The sequence below is a fragment of the Kitasatospora sp. NPDC086791 genome, from assembly GCF_040685975.1.
Lineage (GTDB): Bacteria > Actinomycetota > Actinomycetes > Streptomycetales > Streptomycetaceae > Kitasatospora.
In genome coordinates this window covers 60,720-79,774 of the sequence record NZ_JBFBOC010000002.1, presented here as the reverse complement: position 1 = coordinate 79,774, position 19,055 = coordinate 60,720, and the positions used below count along the sequence as shown (strand labels likewise).

The following is a 19,055-nucleotide window of genomic DNA, read 5'->3' as shown; positions in this document are numbered from 1 at the left end:
GCGAACCTGTCGGGACGTCAGGGCAGCATCAGCTGAAGGCTCTTGACGCTCCGTGAGGCCGGAGTGGACGGATCCGCGCCGGGCGGGCGCTGCTCCGGGACGGCACTGCGGTCGGGCGGCCGGTACTGTTCCAGGTGCGTCCGCTCGGGCGGAACCCCCAGCGCGGCCAGGGCGTCGACCGCGCCGGTCACGAACGGCCCGGGGCCGCACACGTACGCCTCGCGGTCGCGGAACGGCGCGGCCAGCGCCCGCAGCCCGGCCGCGTCCGGCAGCCCCTGCCGGGACTCCAGCCAGTGCCGGACGGTGAACCGGTCCGGGTGGACGGCGGCCAGCTCGGCCAGTTGCTCCCCGAAGATCACCGAACGCTCGTCGCGGTTGGCGTAGATCAGGGCGAGCCGGCCCGCGGCGGCGGCCAGCACCGACTTGATCATCGACATCACCGGGGTGATGCCGCTCCCGGCGGCCAGGAAGAGGAAGTCGCCGTCCAGCGAGGCGGGGGTGAACCGGCCCGCCGGCGGCTGGACGTGCACCACGCTGCCGACCCGGACGCTGCCCAGCAGCCAGTCGGAGGCCCGGCCGGTCGGCGTCCGCTTCACCGTCACCATCAAGGGGTCCGCGGTGTGCGGTGAACTCGACAGCGAATAGCAGCGGGTGACGGATCCGTGCTCGGCATCGGGAATGTGAACGGTGAGGAACTGGCCCGGTCGGTACCGGAATTCCTCGGCGAGGTCGTCGGGCACGTCGAACACCAACGACCGGGCGTCCTCCGTCTCGACGATCACATCGGCCACCCGTAACGCGTGGAAACGCTGGTCCATCGCCGTCCCCGCTCCGTGAAATGCGACGAGAAAGTGCTTGCAACGCTACCGTGCGGGTGTCCGGTCACGAACGGGTGCCCGACTGGGGAGTTCCCCCAGTCGGACAGCCGAATTCCCGGCCGGCGCATTCCTTCCGGCCGGTCGGTCAGTGCCGGGTGACGGGCTGCACGCCGGTCCGTACGGACGTGCGGCGCGCACCGGAGAGCCGGGCGCCGCCGGACCCGCCCGGACCGGCGTTGCGGACCAGTTGGAGCATGTCGCACCGGCCGCCCTCCGGTTCCGGGTAGCGCGCCCCGGGCGACAGCGGCCGGCTGAGGTGCTCCAGCACCCACTCGGAGGCGCAGGAGTCGAAGACCAGCCCGCCCGCGCGCACCATCTGCACCCCGAGCACCAGGTCCTGCCAGCGGGCGCCGTTGAGCAGGTAGCCGCGGGCCCCGGCGCGCATCGCGGAGAGCAGCGCCTCCCGGTCGTCCAGCGGACTGATGATGAGCACGGCCGTGTCCGGGCAGCAGCCGGTGATCGGGGTGATCACGTCGGCGACGCTCTGGCCCGGCTGGACGATGTCCATCACCACGACCTGGGGGCGCAGGGTGTGCGCCATGGCGACCGCGTCCGAACCCGTCCCGGACTCACCGACGACGTGGAACGACTCCACCTCGTCCAGCAGGATGTGCAGTCCGGATCGGTAGATCGGGTGGTCACCTGCGATCAGCACCGTGGTGCGCGAGCCGCTGGGTGCCTTCGACGTCGCTGTCCTGATCACGCTTCTCCCGCCGACTGGTCGACCGACAGTTGCCTTTGCTGCCCGCCGCCGCGGGGGCCCGGGGCCCCGGACTCGGGGCCGGAGCCGGCCCCCCGCAGCGCGACGGGGTCCGCTACGCGCGGGCCTTGCGGCCGGTGCCGCGCAGGGCGGAGAGGATCGCCGCGAGGATCATGATCCCCATCATGGTGTAGAAGGCCGCCTTCAGGCCGTGGGCGAAAGCGCTCGCGAGATCACCGTCCAGCTTGTTGGTTCCCACGAAGATGGCGAACGCCAGGTTGCGCGGGATCGAGTGCGAGGCCACCAGCATGGCCGTGGTGAAGGAGAAGACCATACCGATGCTGGAGAAGGTGCGCAGTACGCCGGAGGCGATTCCCAGCCGTTCGGGCGGGGCCGCCTTCATCACCGCGGTGCTGTTGGCCGGGAAGAAGAAACTGCCCCCGATCATCATCACCAGGTTGCCGATGGCGGTCAGCCACAGGCTGCTCGTCGCGGTCTGCTGGGCGAAGATCGCCATCGCGACGACCGAGATGCCGAGCCCCATGGTCGCGGGGACGACCGAGCCGAGCTTGTCGGTGAGCTTCCCGGCGTAGGGGCCCACCACCGCGCCGATCACGTAGCCCGGCAGCAGCAGCAGCGAGGCGTCGATCGGGTCCATCCCGCGGGTGCCCTGGAGGTACATGATCACCAGGAACAGCACCGCGAAGCTGCCGACGCCCTGGAGCAGCGAGGCCAGGAGCGAGGGCGTCATCGTCGGGATGCGGAACAGGGACAGGTCGAGGGTCGGCTCCTGCTGCTTCAGCTCGACCACGACGAACGCCACCAGCAGCACGATGCCGCCGACCAGGTACCCGATCAGGGTCCCGTCGAGCGGGCCGGAGGCCAGTCCGGTCATCGCCCAGAGCACCCCGAAGAGGCCCAGGCCCAGCGTGATCATGCCGGCGAAGTCGAACTTCCGGCTCTGCCGCTCGGCGGTGTCGCGCAGCACCCGGTGCGCCAGCACCAGCGCGACGATGCCGATCGGCACGTTGACCCAGAAGATCCACTGCCAGGACACGTAGGTCACCATGACGCCGCCGGCCAGGACGCCGAGGACCGAGCCGAACGAGAAGCCGAAGGCGTTGTAGCCGTAGGCCCGGCCGCGTTCCTGCGGCGGGTAGAGCTCCGAGATGATCGCCCCGCTGTTGGCGGCGATCAGTGCGGCGCCGACGCCCTGGACGACCCGGGCGCCGATGATGCTCGGCGCGTTCCAGGCGACCGCGCAGAGCACCGAGCCGACGGTGAACACCAGGAAGCCGGCCTTGTACATCCGGACCCGGCCGAACATGTCGCCGAACCGGCCCAGTTGGGTGGAGAGCACGGTGACCACGAGGAGGTAGCCGACGACCACCCACGTCACGGACGACAGGGTGATCTTCAGGTCCTCCTCGATCGCCGGGAGCGCGAGCACCACGATCGTGCCGTCGACCGCGGAGATGAGCACGCCGATCATCACGACGAGCATGCCGATGCCCCGTCGCGGTGGTGCCGACGGTGGGGCCTCCTCCGCCCTGGCCGAGATGCTTTCACTGACCATCGCTAACCAACCCCGCCCCTCTTCATGGCTACTGTCCTAGATTGCTAGCATGCCGGCGCGAAAAGGGTCACCATGGACGGGGCACTCCGCCTCGGAACGAGGGGGCACCACGCCGGTGGACCGGATTCACAGCACGCCCGCCGAGGCCACCGCCTCGGCCGGCGCCGCGCGCCGCACACGGGAAACACCCCCGACGCCGGACGGAATCGGGGGCGTTGGGCGGGGCGGGAGCACGCCGGACCCGAGGGTTCACCGCCGGGTTCCGGCGGCTGACGACGTGCTCCCGACCCACGGGAGGCGCTCAGCCCTTGAGCGGCGCCTCGATGCTCCACTCCCGGCCGTCCGGGTCGCGCACCACCATCCGCTGGGTGCCGTAGTGGGTCTCCTCGAACGGGGAGACCACCTCGACGATCGGGTCGGGCTTGAAGGTCTCCGCGTCCTCGACGCGGAGGACGAGCTGGACCTGCGGTGCGCGCTCCTCGGGGATCTCCCCGACGACGAAGTACGGGCCGTCGTCGTGCTTGAGCATCCCGGAACCGTGCTCGGTGGCGAACTCGATCTTGAAGCCCAACGACTCCAGGAACTTGGCCGTCTTGCCCCAGTTGTGAGTCTCGACGTAAACGCCCTCGACACCCTGGGTCGTCATGTGTTGGTTCCTCTCACGCGGTTCCGTCTTGATTGTGCTTCTGGCGTTCTGCGAGATGACTACGCAGCGCCTCGGCAACAAGCGCCGACAATGACAGTTCGCGGTCGATGGCGTAATGCTTCACCTGCCGTATCAGTTCGACCGGCAGGTAGACGTTGAACTGCCTCACCTCTTCAGCAGTCATGCTAGCATGCTAGCAACATCCGCAAGCGTTGCCAACTGCCCTGCAGGGCAAGGCCGCCAGGGCCCGGACGGCCGCGGCCACCGGCCACCGCGGGCATCGAGCGCCGCCGGCACCGGCCACCGCGGCTCCCGCCCCGCCGACGGGCACCGTCCGCCGGTACCCGAATAGCGGCGGATTACTCGGGCCGCCGGCGGAAATGAAAGGGCGGCGCAATCCCCGCCGGCGTGAACCCCCCGCCGCGGAAGAGAAGTTCGCCGAGCCCGACGAGTTCCCCGACCGGACACCCGGCGTTATGCTCGGCCCATGCGATTCGGCTTAATGGCAAGCAATCCACTTGAATGGCTGCTGGTCAAGTTCAATTTGATCGCGCGGCCCGTCCTCGACACCCAGGTAGCGGGCACGTACGTCCACGTCATCATGGCCGCCGTCAAGGTCGGCCTGTTCGACGCGATGGCCCACGGCCCCGCCACCGCCGAAAAGATCGCGGCCAGCTGCGGTATCCACCCCGAGAGCACCGCGAAACTCCTGCCCGCGCTGGCGGCGTCGGGATATCTCCGCGCCAAGGGCGATCAGTACGAGCTCAGCCCGCTGTCCCGCAAATGGCTGGTCACCACGAGCAAGCACGCGGTGAACGACAAACTGATGCTGCAGTTCTACGAACTGGGGCTGATGGCGCGGGCCGACGAGTACCTGCGCAGCGGGAAGCCGCTGGACTTCCACACCGGCATGAGCGACGACGTGTGGGACTCCTACCAGCGCGGCATGAAGTGCCTGACCACCGGTCAGACCAGCATGGTCGCCAAGGCCGTCCCGGTGCCCGAAGGGGCGACCGACCTGCTCGACATCGGCGGCTCGCACGGGGCCTACTCGGTCGCGCTGTGCCGCCGGCACCCCTCGCTGCGCGCCGTCGTCTTCGACCTGCCCGACGCCGTGCGGCACGCCGCGCCGCTGCTGGCCGAGGAGAGGATGGGCGACCGGGTGCGCCACCAGCCCGGCAACGCGCTGACCGACGACTTCGGCGAGCAGTGCTACGACGCGGTCGTGATCATCGGCGTCGCGCACCACTTCAGCGACGAGCAGAACCGCGAGCTCACCGCCAAGGTCGCCCGCGCGCTGCGCCCCGGCGGGACGTACACCATCGCCGAGTTCCCCGCCGCGAGCGGCGAGGGCAGGACGCAGCAGCTGGCCGCGCTGCGGGACTTCTACTTCGCACTGGCCAGCGAGTCCGGCACCTGGTCGCCCGCGCAGATGGCCTCCTGGCAGCGCGCCGCCGGCCTCCGGCCCGCCAAGCCGGTGCGGCTGCCGGCCAGCGGCGGCCTCAACCTCCAGTCGGGCCACAAGCCCCGCTGAGCCGCAACGCCCCGCCCCGCCCCGCAACGCCCCTGGCCCGGCCTCCACGCGAAGGGAGGCCGGGCCAGGGGCGTGTCGCGGGCGTCAGGACGCGGGCAGGCGCCGCCTCACACGGTGACCGGCACGGAGACCGGGCCGCGCGTGATCATCAGCCGCTGCCAGACGATCTCCTCGGCCAGCGCCAGCCGGTCGAACCGGCGCACCAGCCGGCCGATGGCGATCCGGATCTCCAGCCGCGCCAGCGCGGCGCCCAGGCAGTGGTGCGGCCCACCGCCGAAGGCGACGTGCTTGCGGGCGTTCGGCCGGTCCAGCCGCAGCTCGGCCGCGTCCGGGCCGAAGACCTCCTCGTCGCGGTTGGCCGAGGCCAGGCCGGCCAGCACCGTCGCCCCCGCCGGGATCACCGTGCCGCCCGCCTCGAAGGGCGAGAGGGTGATCCGGCGCGAGTACTGCACGGAGGTGTCGTACCGCAGCAGTTCGTCGGCCGCGTTCGCGTCCAGGTCCGGACGCTCGCGCAGCAGGCGGAGCTGCTCGGGGTTGCGCAGCAGTGCCACCATGCCGTTGGCCAGCAGGTTCATGGTGGTCGCGTACCCGGCCAGGTACAGCAGCACGACCTGGGCGATCAGTTCCTCGTCGCTGAGCACGTCGCCGCCGTCCTCGGCCCGGATCAGCTGGGTCAGCAGGTCCGGATTCTCCTCGACGAGGTGGTGGCGCTTGGCCTCGATCACGGCGGCGATGCGGTCGACGAGTTCGGTCTCGGCCGTCACGATCGCCTTGATCAGCTCCGGGGTCGGCTCGGAGACCGGCTCCAGCGCGTGCGCCAGGACCTCGGCCCGCTCCCGCAGCCAGTGGTAGTCGGCCTCCATGCCCAGCATGTCGCAGATCACCAGCAGCGGGAGCGGGTAGGCCAGTTCGGAGAGCAGGTCGGCCTGGCCGTGCTCGGCCGCCCGGTCCTCGACGCGGTCCAGCGCCTCGTCCACGAGCCGGGTGATCAGCGGGGCCTGGCCGTTGACGGCGCGCTCGGTGAACACCTTGGTGAGCAGCTTGCGGAGCCGGGTGTGGTCCGGCGGGTCCTGGTCCATCATGGACAGGGCGTGGATCCGGCTCTTGGTGACGTTGTCGTCCTCCACCGAGTGGTCACCCCGCAGCAGGTTGACCACGTCCGCGTGTTTGGTGACGATCCAGAAGCCCGCCGGGTGCCGGTAGGCCGGATTGGTCGCGCGCAGTTTCGCGAAGTGCGGATAGGGGTCGTCGGAGACGCCCGGGGCGAAGGGGTCGAAAGCGTACGGCTGTCCGTTCGGGGCCACGCTCGTCGTCGTCGGTGGTATTTCCCGGTCGACCATCGGAATCCATCCCGTCCTCTCGGAAGGCGGCAGTTCGAATGCCGTCGTCGGACGGCCGCATTCGGCCGGTTCCGTTTATAGGCAGGGCGGTTGACGGCTGGCAAGGCGGGACGGAGCGAACCGGCGCGGTGCCGGGACGTCCGAGTGGGGAATCTCCCCAGTCGACCGCCGGGGACGGTCGCTTCCGGCGTCCGATCGCGCTGTTCCGGTGCCGCTTGACGGGTAATTCCGGGGTCTCGAGACTCGATAGCGGGAACGCGCCGTTCCCGCGTGCACGCACTCTTCTCCGCTGACCCGAGAGGATAACCGTGACTACCGAGAAAACGAAGGTGCCGGACGAGACGGCCGTGCGGGTGGCCCTGTGGCGGGCCCTGCACGTGCGCAGCGACGCGCCTCCGCACGTGGTCGAGGACGAGGTCGGGCTCGACCTGGTCGCCCCCGGCGAGGACTGGCAGCTGCGCCCGGACATGGCCGGGGAGGGGATGCGCGGGTTCCGGGCCGGTGTGGTGGCCCGGGCCCGGTTCGTCGAGGACCTGGTCGCGCAGCGGTGCGCGGCCGGCGTGGCCCAGTACGTGATCCTCGGTGCGGGGCTCGACTCCTTCGTCCAACGACGGCCGGAATTCGCCGGGCGGCTGCGGGTGTTCGAGATCGACCAGCCCGCGACGCAGGAGTGGAAGCGGCGGCGGCTGGCCGAGCTCGGCCACGGCCCGGCGTCGTGGCAGCACTGGGTGCCGGTGGACTTCGAGACCGGCGAGGTGTGGTGGGAGCGGCTGGTCGAGAACGGGTTCGACCCGGACCGGCCCGCGGTGCTGTCCTGCGCGGGCGTCACCATGTACCTCAGCGAGGAAGCGGTGCGGGACACCCTGGCCCAGGCCGCGCGGGCCGCCGCCGGCTCGACGCTGGCGATGACCTTCATCCTGCCCACCGCCTTCGACGAGCCGGAGGATCCCGCCGCGCACGCGGCCGCGGGAAGGCCGGAGCCCGGCCCCCGGGTGCACTTCCGCAGCTACTTCACGCCCGACGCGATACTGGGCCTCGCGCTGAAGGCCGGTTTCCGTGAGGCCCAGTACGTCTCCACCGAGGAGATCACCGCGCGTTACTTCGCCGGGCGGACCGACGGCTTCCGGCCCGCGGCGGGCGAACCCTTCATGCTGGCGCACACCTGACGGCCGGCCGCCGGCGGGCGCGCGGGCCGGTCGTCAGGTGGTGACGACCAGGAGCTCCTCCGCGTTGGAGGGCCGCAGCCCGTCGGCGCGGTCGGCGAAGTAGCGGGCGGCCAGGACGGGGGCGGGGACGTGGTCGGCCGTGCGGAAGCCCGCGTCCCGGGCCAGCGCCAGGATCTCCTCGGGGGTGAAGAAGCTGGTGAACGGGGTGCCGTAGGCGCGCGCGGCCTCCTCGATCCGGGCGCGGATCTCCCGGGGCCCCGGTTCGACCATGGCGAGCGGGAGTTGGAAGGTGGTCGCCAGCGTGGAGCCGGGGGCCAGCGCGGTGCCCTGGCGCAGCATGGCCACGGTGGCCTCCCGCTGGAGGAAGGCGCTGACGCCGAGCGAGACGACCACGGCGGGCCGCCCGGTGTCGAAGCCCGCCGCCGCCAGGGTCTCCCACCAGGACCCGCCGGACTCGAAGTCGTACGGTACGAAGTGCAGCCCGGCGGGGGTGCCGAGCCCGAGTTCCGCCAGCCGCCGCCGCTTCCACGACTGCGGTCCCGGCAGGTCGAGTTCGAAGATCCGCAAGGACGGGAGGAGCTCGGCGCGGCGCTGGGCGAAGGTGTCCAGGCCGGCGCCGAGGATGACGTACTGGCCCACGCCGCGGCCGAGTTGTTCGAGGACCAGGTCCTCGCCGAAGCGGGCGCGGGTGATGACGGCGGCGCGGGCGAAGGGGTTGTCGTCCGGGTCCATGTCCGGGCGCTGCCGCCAGTCGTCGCCCGGATCGGCGAGGCGGAGACCGACCTCGTCGTCGAACACCGCGGGCGGGTCGTCGTGCTGGACGTGGAGGGCGCGCCACAGGGCGGCGCGCACGGCGAGGCTGCTGGGCTCGGCGCTGGTCTGCTCAGGCACGGTGGCCCCCTTCGGCGGCGCGGCCGTACGGGGTTCCCTGGGTCCGGGTGTCCTCGATGGTCATGTCGGGTGTCCTCCCGATCGCAACCTGCTGGATGCGGATCGGCGTGGGGGGCTGCGCGGCGCGGTCCCGGGCGTGCGGACAGCGTTCTCCCCGCGCTGGTTCCCGCGGGTGGATCGACGCGCGGCACCGGGCACGTCAGGCTGCTGACGGCCTCGCCGTCCGGTGACGCGAAGGTAGCGCGCCGGTGGTGCCGGACGCCAGGCGATCGGGCGGTGGAACGGCCGGGCCGCGGGGCGGCCCGGCCGTTCGCTCAGAGCTCGGAGGCCAGCGTCCCGCCGCGGCCCCAGTGGTCGGTCTCGACATCGTTGATGATCACGGTGACGGCGGCCTCGGGGCACTTCACGATCCGTGCCACCGTCGCCGTCACCTCCTCGACGAGCTGACGGCGCTCGGCCACTCCCACGCCCTTCCACCAGTTCACCTGTACCAGGGGCATTGCCGGTTCCTCTCTGTCCGGTTCGGCTGTTCTCGCGGCGGTCCGCACCACGGCGGCCGTCGCCCGTGCGAAAGACCTCGAAAAGACCTTCGTCGCGACGGTGGACCGCGGGCGGTCCGCACCGCCAAGATGCACATACGGCGTGGCTCCCTACTCCTCCCCGGCGTCGCGCTGCCGCTGCTCCACGGCGGCGGCGAAGTTCTGCCAGATCCGGCCGCACTCCCGGGCCAACCGCACGATGTCGGACGCCCGGTGGGCGGGTACGTCCCCGCTGACCCGGGCCCAGTCGTCCGGATTCAGCGCATACATGTCAAGCAAGCGCAGCAGAAGACGCCCCGATTCGGAGAACCGCAGCGAGGGATCGCTGCGCAGGCTGCGCATCAACGCGGTGCGGCCGGCCGGACCGGGCGGCTGGATCCGGACGCAGGCGCTCGCCCGCCGGGGCGGCTCGCGCCGCTCGGGGTCCTGCTCCGGCACGCCCCGGGGTTCGGGCGCCGTCAGGGCCTCGGCACGGCGCGAGTCGTCCCGCACGTTGCGCACGGTGTCCGGGCTGACCCCGGCCTGCCGGGCGATCTCGCGCAGCGAGGCGTCCTGCCGGTCCGCGAGCAGGCTGCTCACCCGGGCCCGGGCCGCGGCACCGTTGACCGGGCGCATCCGACCGTCCCGGCCGCGGCGGTGGGTCACCGGATCGGCGTCCTTGGTGGCCCGGCGGCGGATCGACCCCACCGTCTTGTGCGAGAGCCCCACGACCGCGGCGATCGCCCGGTCGGACCACTCCGGGTAGGCGCCGAGGATCCGCTCGGTGGCGGCCGTCCGTTCGGACCGCGACAGCGGCAGCCCGTGCATGACGTTCTTCTCGACCGCGAGCACGAACGCCTCGTCGTCGTCGCAGTCGCAGAAGTCGACGTCGATGGCCTCCTGGCCGCGCAGCCTCGCCGCCAGGAGGCGGTGGGCGCCGTCGACCACCCGCATCGTGCGGCGGTTGACGAGGATGGGCGGCAGCGCCGCGTCGGAGTTCGCGAGCAGCCGGGCGTGCTCGTGGTCGGGTCCGGCCAGGCGGGGGGAGTCGGGCTGCACGATGTCGGTGAGCGGCAGCCGGGTCAGGGCCGCCGGACCCGCGGACCCTCCACCGTCGGTCCTCTCGATCACGCCAACAACGGGCTGAGGGTTCACTCTGCGACCTTCCTGCTCGAAGCGACCGTCGCTGCTGATGCAGCTCGTCCTGCGGACTTCCTGTCTCGATGAGCGGTGCTGCGCCTGATGGATCGCCCTGCCTCTCCGTTCGGAATCGCTCGGTGCACCCGCCCCGGGGGAAAGCGGGTAACACCGACGGACCGTGCTGCGGTGGTACGACGAGCTGCTCGTTCGCCGCCGACCTTCCCGCACGCTTCCAGGTGAGCCGTCCTACCGCCATGAGTCAGATATCCCGACCCGTCCCGTCCGGGGTGGGAATCGTGCCGGGCCCGGAGTTCCCATGCCGTCCGGGCCAGATGACTCACGACACCGCGGCACCGCGCCGGGTTCGATGACCGCTGTGCCCACCAACTAGGAGGTAGCGGAATGTGCCGTATCTACGGCCATTTCAACGCGGTGGTACCGCCGGACGACCTGGCCCGAGTCAGCGAACTGCAACGTCACGGCGGCCCCGACCAGCAGGGCTGTTCGGTCGGCCCGACCTGGTCGCTGGGCAGCAACAGACTCGCCGTGATGGATCCCGCCGGCGGGCGCCAGCCCTACCGCTCCGGGTCCGGGGCCGTCCACGTCGTCCTCAACGGCGAGATCTACAACCACGCCGAACTGCGCGCCCGGCTGCGCGCGTCCGGCCACCGGTTCACCGACCACTGCGACGGATCGATCCTCCCGGCGCTCTACGAGAGGTACGGGGACGCGTTCGTCGACCACCTCGACGGCATGTACGCCATCGCCGTCCTGGACCTGCGCGCCGAACCGCGGCTGGTGCTGGCCACCGACCACCTGGGCATGAAGCCCCTCTACTACCACTGGGACGAGCGTCGCGGCGCGCTGTACTTCTCCTCCGAGATCCCGGCGCTGCTCGCCTTCCCCGAGGTCTCCGCCGAGGTCTGGACGCCGGGGCTGGAGGCCTACCTCGCGAGCAAGACGCCGTTCGGCGAGCAGACCCTGTTCCGGGACGTCGCGGTGCTGCCGCCGGCCGTCACGGCGGTCTTCGACCGGGCCGGACGGCTGCGCGTCCGGCGCCGACCCGCGCCCTCGCCCTCGCCCGCACCGGAGACCGGCTCCCGGCCCGACGGCCTGCGCGCCCTCCTGCACCGGGAGGTCGACGCGCTGCTCGAGGCGGACGTACCGCTCGCCTCGATCACCTCCGGGGGCCTGGACTCCAGCCTGGTGACCACCCTGGCCACCGGCCGGGCGCCGGGGCTGCACACCTTCAACATCGCCTACACCGGCTCGTGGCCCGAGGACGAACGGCACTTCGCGCGCCTGGTCTCCGACCACGCCGGGACGGCGTACCACCAGGTCGAGCTGGACCCCAAGGAGCTGCCCGACCTGCTGCCGCGGGTGGTGTGGCACCTGGGCCAGCCCAACGCCGACCCGATCACGGTGAGCAGCTACGCCCTCTTCGCCGCGGTGCGGGAGGCCGGCTTCACCGTGGCGCTGACCGGCGACGGCGCGGACGAGGTGTTCGGCGGGTACGGGCGGATGCGGGCGGCGGCGGAGGCCGCCGAGCGGGGCGGGCCCTGGTACCAGCCGTACCTCGACGAGCTGGCCGTGCTGCCGGCCGCCCGGCGCGGGCGGCTCTACACCGCGGACTACGCCGCGGCGCTCGGTGCCGCGCCGGCGCTGCCCGCCTCGGCGACCGAGGCGCTGCGCTCCGGGCCGGGCACGGTGCTCGACCGGATCACCGCGTTCGAGATCGGCCACCGGCTCCCGGCCTACCACCTGCGCCGGGTCGACCACCTCAGCATGGCCAGCTCGGTCGAGGTCCGGCTGCCGTTCTGCCAGCAGAGCGTCGTGCGGCACGGGGTGCGGCTGCCCGACCGGGAACGCATCCACGGCGGGTCGGTCAAGCGCGCCCTGTACGACGCCGCGCGCGGCCTGCTCCCCGACGCCGTACTGGCCCGGGAGAAGCAGCCGTTCACGCTGCCGATCGCGGCCATGCTGACGCCCGGCTGGCCGCTCTGGGACTACGCCCGGGACCTCCTGGCCACCGACCGGCTGCGGCGCACCGGCGAACTCGACCCCGGCGCGGTGGACCGGCTCTTCGCGGACCAGGCCGCCCGGCCGAGCAACGCCACCGCGCTCGCCCTGTGGGCCCTGCTGGTGTACGAGATCTGGCGCGAACAGTTCGGCGCCGCCCCGACCGTCACCCCGACCGCCGCACGGACCGTCGCCACGACGGTCGGGCGGACCGTCCCACCGGCCCGCGGGCCCCGGGACGTGGCGTCATGATCGGGCACGTCGTCTACGCGCACGGGAGTCCGTGCCCCACCCTCGTCCTCGACGCGCGCCGACTGCCGCGCACCGACGGCTCGCTGCTCGACCGGCTGGCCGTGGCCCGCAAGTGGCTCGACGACGTCGGGGCCGGGCACATCCTGAAGATCGCGCTGGTCGAGCCCGCCGAGCACCCGCTGTTCGACCTGGACTACCGGTTCGTGCAGGCGCTGCCGTCCGCGCCGACCGCGTTCGACCTGCGCGGCTCGTGCGGGCACTCCATCCTGGCGTCCGTCGTCGCCGGTGCCGAGTCGGGGTCGCTGCCCCGGCTGACCCCGGGGATGCGGGTGCGCGTCATGGTCCGCAACAACGGCGACCACATCGTGTGCGAGATCGCCGAGGCCCGCCGCGGATCGGCGCTGTTCGACATCCACTTCGTCCAGCCCGCGCCGAAACCGCTCGGCGAACTGCTGCTGACCGGCACGGCCACCACGACGGTCCGGGTCGACGGCTGGCCGGTGCCGGTCTCGCTGGTGTCCATGGGCAACCCCTACGCCTTCGTGGCGGCCTCCACCCTGGGGCTGTCCCGCCCGGAGGAGCTGTTCGCCGACGACCGGCGGCTGTTCGACCGGCTGGTGCGGATCCGGCAGGCGGCCGCGGCCGTGCTCGGCTGGCCCGTCGACGGCGCCTTCCCCAAGGTGGCCGCCGTGATGGCCGCCGAGGACGGCCGGATCGCCGTCCGCGCGATCTCGGTGCCGACCTGGCACCCGACGATCGCGCTGACCGGGGCGGCCTGCGTCGCCGCGGCCGTCCGGATCGAGGGCACCGTGCCCTGGGTCGCGGCGCAGCGGGCGGGCGTGCCGGACGGCACGGTCGACATCCTCACCTCCGGCGGGCAGTCGAGCGTCAGCGCCACCGTGCGCGACGGCGCCCACGGGCCCGAACTCACCTGGATCACGGTCCGCGGCAAGCGCACCAGCACCCTCGGATCGTTCCCGATCGAACCCCTCGCCAGCCTCCAGCCGAAGGAAATCACCGCATGTCTACCGCTCTCCAGGTGATCGACCCCGAAGGCGGGCTGCCGGCCGCTCTCGTCGAGCGCCTCGACGCAGCGGCGGCGCGCAGCGCGTCCACCGGCCGCCCCGACGAGACGCTGACGGCCGAGCTCGGCCAGGCCGGCCTGTTCGGCGTCGCCGTGCCGGCCGCGTACGGCGGGTTCGGCGGGGACGCCACGCTCGTCAACCACGTCGTCGCCGAGGTCGCCCGGGTCAACCCGTCCGCCGCGATCATGCTGTTCCAGCACTACGCGGTCAGCGCGCGGATCGACGAATGGGGCGACGAGGCCCAGCAGGCCCGGCTGCTGCCCGCGCTGGCCAAGGGGGATCTGCTGGCCGCGTCCGGGTGGAGCGAGCCCGGCGTGGGCGCGGCCAAGAAGCGCTTGAACACCACCGCGCAGCGGCTGCCGGACGGCCGCTGGCGGCTCGACGGCGCCAAGTCCTTCACCACCAGTGCCGGCGTGGCCGGGCTCTACCTGATCCTCGCCCGGACCTCCGACAGCGTGGACGAGTCGAGCAGCGGCTACGGCTCCGACGGCCAGACCTTCTTCCTCGTCCCGGCCGGCGACGAGGGCCTGCGCCCCGACCTGAGCCTCGACCTGATCGGCATGCGCGGCTCGGCGACCGGGTTCGTGTCGCTGCACGGCTGCGTGGTCGGCGACGAGGACCGGCTCGGCCCGGTCGGTGAGGCCACCCGGATCATCGCCACGGTCCGCCGGACCGGGGCGACGCTCGGCGCGGTCTCGCTCGGCATCGCGGCGGCGCTGCTGGACCTCACGGTCGAGCAGATCAAGCGCCGCCGGCAGCCGCCCGACGGGGTCACCTGCTTCCGGCTGGTCGACCTGGCCACCCGGATCGAGGCGACGCGCGCCGTCATCGACCGGGCCGGACGGCGGGACGCGGCCGATCCGGGCCTGGCCACCCTGCACAGCAAGCTGTTCGCCACCGAGACGGCCGAGCAGGTGGGCGTCGAGGTGGCGCGCCTGCTGGGCTCCGCGGGGTACGTGGTCGCCAACCGGATCAACGGGCTGATGGCCGACGCCCGTGCGGTCGCCCACATGGGCCCCACCAACGACCTGTGCCGAGAGCTGGTGAGTGCGACATGGCTCGGGTGAACACGCGGCTCGCGGTGGTCAACGGGCGGCTGGTGACCCCGTCCGGGGTCCGCCCGGGCGTGGTGCTCGTCGCGGACGGCCGGATCGCCGCGGTCGTCGACTCGGTGCCCGAGCACGTTCCGGTCCTGGACGCCGCGGGCCGGTACGTGCTCCCCGGGCTGATCGACTCGCACGTCCACTTCCGCACGCCCGGCCTGGAGCACAAGGAGGACTGGGAGCACGGCAGTCGCGCCGCGGTCGCCGGTGGCGTGACCACCGTGCTGGACATGCCGAACACCGTCCCCCCGACCCTCCACCCGGACGCGGTGGTCGCCAAGGCCCGGCGGATCGCCGGCCGTTCGCTGGTCGACTACGCCTTCCACATCGGCGCGGACCCGCTGCACCCCGAGGTGCTGGTGGACCTCGATCCGGCGGTCGCCCGCAGCGCCAAGGTGTTCATGGCCGGGCACCACACCGCGCCCACCGTGGTCGACGACCCCGAGGTGCTCGACAAGGTGTTCGCGGCCGCGGCCGTCTCCGGCGTGCGGCTCGTCCTGCACGCCGAGGACCAGCGGCTGCACGACCTGCTGGACGCCTGGCGCGGCGGTCCGCCGGACGCCTACCGGGACTACGAGCGGTGGCGGCCGCGCAGCAGCCCCATCTCGGCGGTCGTCCGGGTGCTGGAACTCGTCCGCCGCCACGGCACCGCGGCGCACATCCTGCACCTGTCGAGCGCGGAGGAGGCCGACCTGGTCGCGGCGGCCGCCGCCGAGGGACTGCCGGTCACCTTCGAACTCACCGCCCACCACCTGTCGTTCACCGACGCGGACACCGCGCGGGGCGGCGCGCGGACCCGGCTGGCCCCGGCGATCCGCGGCCCGCGGGACCAGGACCGGCTGTGGGCGGCCCTGCGGGCGGGCGAGGTGGCCACCCTGGGCAGCGACCACGCCCCGCACACCGCGGCCGAGAAGGAACGCCCGGTCGCCGACGCGCCGCCGGGGCTGCCCGGCGTGCAGGAGCTGGCCACCGCGGTGTGGACCGGGATGCGCCGGCGCTGGCCGGAGGAGGACCCGGACACCGCCGTCCGCCGGCTGGTGCGCCACCTGGCGGAGCGGCCGGCCGAGCTGTTCGGGCTGGCCGGCAAGGGGCGGCTGGTCGCCGGGGCCGACGCCGACCTGGTGGTCTTCGACCCGGACCACCGCTGGATGCTGTCCGCGTCGGACGTCGAGGCCAAGTGCGGCTGGTCCGCCTACGAGGGCTGGACGTTCACCGGGCGGGTGCAGCTGACGGTCAAGTCCGGGCGGATCGCGTACGACCGCGAGCGGGGCACCTTCGGCGACCCCGTGGGGCGCTGGCTGTCGCCGCTGGCCGAGGAACCCGTCGAGGAGCTCACCGAGGAGTCCACCACGGAGTCCCCCACGGAGCGGGAGGGCACCGGCAATGGCTGACCGGACCGTGGCCGTCGCGGGCGGCGGCATCGGCGGCCTCGCCCTCGGCATCGCGCTGCGCCGCGCCGGGACGCCGGTGACGGTGATCGAGCGGACCGCGACCCTGCGGGACGCCGGGGCCGGCCTCGTGCTGTACCCGAACGCGCTGCACGCCCTGGCCGGGATCGACGCCTCGCTCGCCTCGGCGGTGCGGGCCGCCGGGCACGTCCCGGCGGCGGACGAGGTCCGCCCGATCGTCGGCACCGACGGCGCCGTCGTCGCCACCGACCGGGTGGGCGAGCTGACCGCGCGCTTCGGCGCGCCCCAGGTGTCGCTGCTGCGAACGGCGTTGCAGTCCCTGCTGGTCCGGTACGCCACCGACGCCGGGGTGCGGATCCGGCGCGGGATCGGCGTCAGCGGTCACACCGACCGGGGCGACGAGGTCGAGGTCCACCTGTCCGACGGGACGTCGACGACGGCCGCGGCCCTGATCGGCGCCGACGGGCTGCACTCCGTGGTGCGCCGGCAGCTGCTCGGGGCGCAGCCGCCCCGCTACTGCGGCTACACGACGCTGCGCGGCCGCTCCCCCGCGCCGCCCGGGTTCCCGCACGGGTTCATCGTGACCGCGGACGGCATCGGCCTCTTCGCCGCCCCGGTCGGCCCCGGGCAGCTGTACTGGACGGCGAAGGTGGCCGCGGCGGCCGGGGTCTGGACCGCCAAGGCCCCGCGGCAGGCGACGGCCGACCTGCTGGCCCTGATGGACGGCTGGCACCCGGCGCTGGTGGACGTGGTGCGGCGCACCGATCCCGACGCGCCGGCCGTGGTCACCGACATCAACGACCGGGAGCCCGTCGCCGACTGGAGCCGGGGCCGGGTCAGCCTCCTCGGCGACGCCGCGCACCCGATGTCACCGGGCGCCGGGCAGGGGGCGGGCATGGCGCTGGAGGACGCGGCCGTGCTGGGCGGCGTGCTGTCCGGCGACCCGGACGTCCCCCGGGCGCTCGAACGGTACGCCCGGCAGCGTGCGCCGCGGACCGCCGTCGTGGTCAACCAGTCCCGGCTCCGCGACCACGTGGTCCGCGGCGAGCGCGACGAGTTCAGCACGCACGACCGGGAGCTCACCGAGCTGCTCGGCTGGCGCGCCGGGTCCGTCCCCGCCACCGAGTGACCCAACGACCCCATGCCCCAACGATCCAACGATCCAACGCGCCAAAGCCCCAACGCCCCGACGACCGAACCGGATCGGCACGGCCGAGCACCGGACGAACGAAAGGTGGACCGCCATGGAATCGGGCACGACCCACTGGAACAACGTCAAGATCGACTATGACAAGGTGCTGAACACCGACGCCTCCAACGTGGCCCTGCTGTCCGCGGCCGTGGACCAACTGCCGCCCGACGCCGCCGACATCCTCGACATCGGCTCGGGCACCGGGCGGCTCACCTCGCTCTGCCGGGCGGCCCTGCCCGGAGCCAGGATCCTCGGGGTCGACCCGGCCCCGACCATGGTCAAGGAGGCGACGGACAAGTTCGCCGCCGATCCGCTGACCTCCTTCCAGGCCGGGGTGGCCGAGGACCTGTCGGCCGTCCCGGACGAGAGCTTCGACGTGGCGATCAGCAGCTTCGCGCTGCACCACCTCGAACTCGACACCTACCCGAAGGCCGCGGCGGAGCTGCTGCGGGTGCTGCGCCCGGGCGGCGTGTTCGTCAACGCCGACCAGTTCTGCCGGGTGATGGGGCCGGCCGGCAGCAGGGAACGCGCCACCGATGTCCTGGAACTGTTGACCGACAAGGCCAAGTACTACCTGCGGGAGGCGAGTTTCGAGCGCATGCTGCTCCAGCTCGACCTGCTGCCCCGGTTCCTGCGGGAGGACGGGGAGATCCTCACCACGCCGGAGTTCTGGCGCGACCGGCTGCTCGACGCGGGCTTCGAGCGGGCCGAGATCATCGCCACCGCGCCCGAGGAGCTCTACAACCGGGTGATCGTGGCGCGGAAGGCGCCGCGCGCGGGATCCTGACGGGCCGGGCGGGGTGGTGGGTGTGACCGGCGGTCGGCCCGCCACGTCGCCGTCCGGGTCAGTGGCCGAGCCCGGCCTGTCTGGCCCGGACCGCGGCCTCGGCGCGGTCGACCAGGTGCAGCTTGGCGAATATCCGGGACAGGTAGTTGCGCACCGTCTTGATGGACAGGCCGAGTTGACGGGCGATCGCCGCCGTGCCCAGACCGTCCGCGACGAGTTCCAGCACTTCCAGCTCGCGGTCGGTCAACTCAGGGAAGGGCTTGGCCACCCCCGCGGGCTGGGCCAGGTGGTCGGTCACCCAGCCCGACGTACTGGAGTCGAACACCAGGCCTCCGGACCGGACGATCCGGATGGCCAGCACGAGGTCCTGGGAGGGCGCGCCCCGGGACAGGTAGCCGCGCACACCGGCGCGCATGGCGGCGAGGAAGGGTTCCCGGTCATGGGCGATGCTCACGACCAGGACGGCCGTGTCGGGGCAGCGTTCCGCGATGGAGGTGATCACGTCCACGGTGGTGGCGCTCGACGGCGTCACGTGCAGTAACACCACGTCGGGGCATAAGCGGTGGATCGCCCGCACCGCGTCCGGCCCGGTGTCGACGTCGCCGACCACTTCCAGTGCCTCGACACCGTCGAGCAGGCTCCGCAGGCTGGATCTGTAAACCGGACGGTCTGCGGCGATCAACACGGCGACGGTGTCTGCGCAGCCTGACTTCAGGGCCACTTGGTCGGACATACCGCTCCTCCCCCTGGTAACTGCTCGCATACCAGCGATCACGGTACCAAATCAGGGCGCACAGCACCGCTGATAGGTACGACGCA

The 19,055-nt window shown here is 72.7% G+C and carries 18 protein-coding genes; 8 read left to right on the top strand and 10 right to left on the bottom strand.

The window, feature by feature from the left end:
• Positions 1-17: 17 nt before the first annotated feature.
• From AB0Q99_RS04380 to AB0Q99_RS04360, 5 genes are all read right to left on the bottom strand, one after another.
• Positions 18-818, bottom strand: a complete 801-nt coding sequence (locus AB0Q99_RS04380) for an FAD-binding oxidoreductase (protein WP_363568369.1) — start codon at positions 816-818, stop codon at positions 18-20.
• Between the two features lie 145 nt (positions 819-963).
• Positions 964-1,581, bottom strand: coding sequence for a response regulator transcription factor (locus tag AB0Q99_RS04375; RefSeq protein ID WP_363568367.1), 618 nt, complete (start codon positions 1,579-1,581; stop codon positions 964-966).
• Between the two features lie 112 nt (positions 1,582-1,693).
• Positions 1,694-3,082, bottom strand: coding sequence for an MFS transporter (locus AB0Q99_RS04370; protein WP_363568366.1), 1,389 nt, complete (start codon positions 3,080-3,082; stop codon positions 1,694-1,696).
• A 373-nt stretch (positions 3,083-3,455) separates the two neighbouring features.
• On the bottom strand, positions 3,456-3,800 hold the full coding sequence (locus tag AB0Q99_RS04365) for a VOC family protein (protein ID WP_363568364.1): 345 nt from the start codon (positions 3,798-3,800) through the stop codon (positions 3,456-3,458).
• A 13-nt stretch (positions 3,801-3,813) separates the two neighbouring features.
• Positions 3,814-3,984, bottom strand: coding sequence for a CopG family transcriptional regulator (locus AB0Q99_RS04360; RefSeq protein WP_363568362.1), 171 nt, complete (start codon positions 3,982-3,984; stop codon positions 3,814-3,816).
• A gap of 318 nt (positions 3,985-4,302) precedes the next feature.
• On the opposite strand from AB0Q99_RS04360, the gene AB0Q99_RS04355 reads away from it, so the two are divergent.
• Positions 4,303-5,334, top strand: a complete 1,032-nt coding sequence (locus AB0Q99_RS04355; RefSeq protein ID WP_363568361.1) for a class I SAM-dependent methyltransferase — start codon at positions 4,303-4,305, stop codon at positions 5,332-5,334.
• A 107-nt stretch (positions 5,335-5,441) separates the two neighbouring features.
• Here the strand turns inward: AB0Q99_RS04355 and AB0Q99_RS04350 are convergent, their stop codons facing one another.
• On the bottom strand, positions 5,442-6,638 hold the full coding sequence (locus AB0Q99_RS04350; RefSeq protein ID WP_363568359.1) for a cytochrome P450: 1,197 nt from the start codon (positions 6,636-6,638) through the stop codon (positions 5,442-5,444).
• Positions 6,639-6,982: 344 nt separating this feature from the next.
• Between AB0Q99_RS04350 and AB0Q99_RS04345 the strand changes: the two genes are divergently transcribed.
• On the top strand, positions 6,983-7,840 hold the full coding sequence (locus AB0Q99_RS04345; RefSeq protein WP_363568358.1) for a class I SAM-dependent methyltransferase: 858 nt from the start codon (positions 6,983-6,985) through the stop codon (positions 7,838-7,840).
• Between the two features lie 33 nt (positions 7,841-7,873).
• Here AB0Q99_RS04345 and AB0Q99_RS04340 read toward each other — a convergent pair whose 3' ends face one another.
• The 3 genes from AB0Q99_RS04340 to AB0Q99_RS04330 form a co-directional block, all read right to left on the bottom strand.
• Entirely contained in the window at positions 7,874-8,731 is an 858-nt protein-coding gene (locus AB0Q99_RS04340) for a class I SAM-dependent methyltransferase (RefSeq protein ID WP_363568356.1), read from the bottom strand.
• Positions 8,732-9,045: 314 nt separating this feature from the next.
• The gene (locus tag AB0Q99_RS04335) at positions 9,046-9,231 is read right to left on the bottom strand and encodes a tautomerase family protein (RefSeq protein WP_360502064.1); all 186 of its coding nucleotides are present in this window, start codon (positions 9,229-9,231) and stop codon (positions 9,046-9,048) included.
• A gap of 150 nt (positions 9,232-9,381) precedes the next feature.
• Positions 9,382-10,380 (bottom strand): ParB/RepB/Spo0J family partition protein, encoded by a 999-nt coding sequence (locus AB0Q99_RS04330; RefSeq protein WP_363568354.1) that lies wholly within the window; start codon positions 10,378-10,380, stop codon positions 9,382-9,384.
• 411 nt (positions 10,381-10,791) lie between these two features.
• On the opposite strand from AB0Q99_RS04330, the gene asnB reads away from it, so the two are divergent.
• The 6 genes from asnB (at position 10,792) to AB0Q99_RS04300 (ending at position 18,236) form a co-directional block, all read left to right on the top strand.
• On the top strand, positions 10,792-12,660 hold the full coding sequence (gene asnB, locus AB0Q99_RS04325) for an asparagine synthase (glutamine-hydrolyzing) (RefSeq protein WP_363568352.1): 1,869 nt from the start codon (positions 10,792-10,794) through the stop codon (positions 12,658-12,660).
• Entirely contained in the window at positions 12,657-13,703 is a 1,047-nt protein-coding gene (locus AB0Q99_RS04320) for a PrpF domain-containing protein (protein WP_363568351.1), read from the top strand. Before asnB ends, AB0Q99_RS04320 begins: the two co-directional genes overlap by 4 nt.
• Complete coding sequence (locus AB0Q99_RS04315; protein ID WP_363568350.1) at positions 13,682-14,812, top strand: acyl-CoA dehydrogenase family protein; 1,131 nt, start codon at positions 13,682-13,684, stop codon at positions 14,810-14,812. Before AB0Q99_RS04320 ends, AB0Q99_RS04315 begins: the two co-directional genes overlap by 22 nt.
• Positions 14,800-16,239: a dihydroorotase family protein gene (locus AB0Q99_RS04310; RefSeq protein ID WP_363568348.1), complete on the top strand. Its 1,440-nt coding sequence runs from the start codon at positions 14,800-14,802 to the stop codon at positions 16,237-16,239. Before AB0Q99_RS04315 ends, AB0Q99_RS04310 begins: the two co-directional genes overlap by 13 nt.
• Entirely contained in the window at positions 16,232-17,386 is a 1,155-nt protein-coding gene (locus tag AB0Q99_RS04305) for an FAD-dependent monooxygenase (RefSeq protein ID WP_363568346.1), read from the top strand. Before AB0Q99_RS04310 ends, AB0Q99_RS04305 begins: the two co-directional genes overlap by 8 nt.
• A gap of 115 nt (positions 17,387-17,501) precedes the next feature.
• The gene (locus AB0Q99_RS04300; protein WP_363568345.1) at positions 17,502-18,236 is read left to right on the top strand and encodes a class I SAM-dependent methyltransferase; all 735 of its coding nucleotides are present in this window, start codon (positions 17,502-17,504) and stop codon (positions 18,234-18,236) included.
• A gap of 58 nt (positions 18,237-18,294) precedes the next feature.
• Here the strand turns inward: AB0Q99_RS04300 and AB0Q99_RS04295 are convergent, their stop codons facing one another.
• Positions 18,295-18,969 carry a response regulator transcription factor gene (locus AB0Q99_RS04295; protein WP_363568343.1) on the bottom strand — a complete coding sequence of 225 codons (675 nt, stop codon included), beginning with the start codon at positions 18,967-18,969 and terminating at the stop codon, positions 18,295-18,297.
• Positions 18,970-19,055 lie beyond the last annotated feature (86 nt).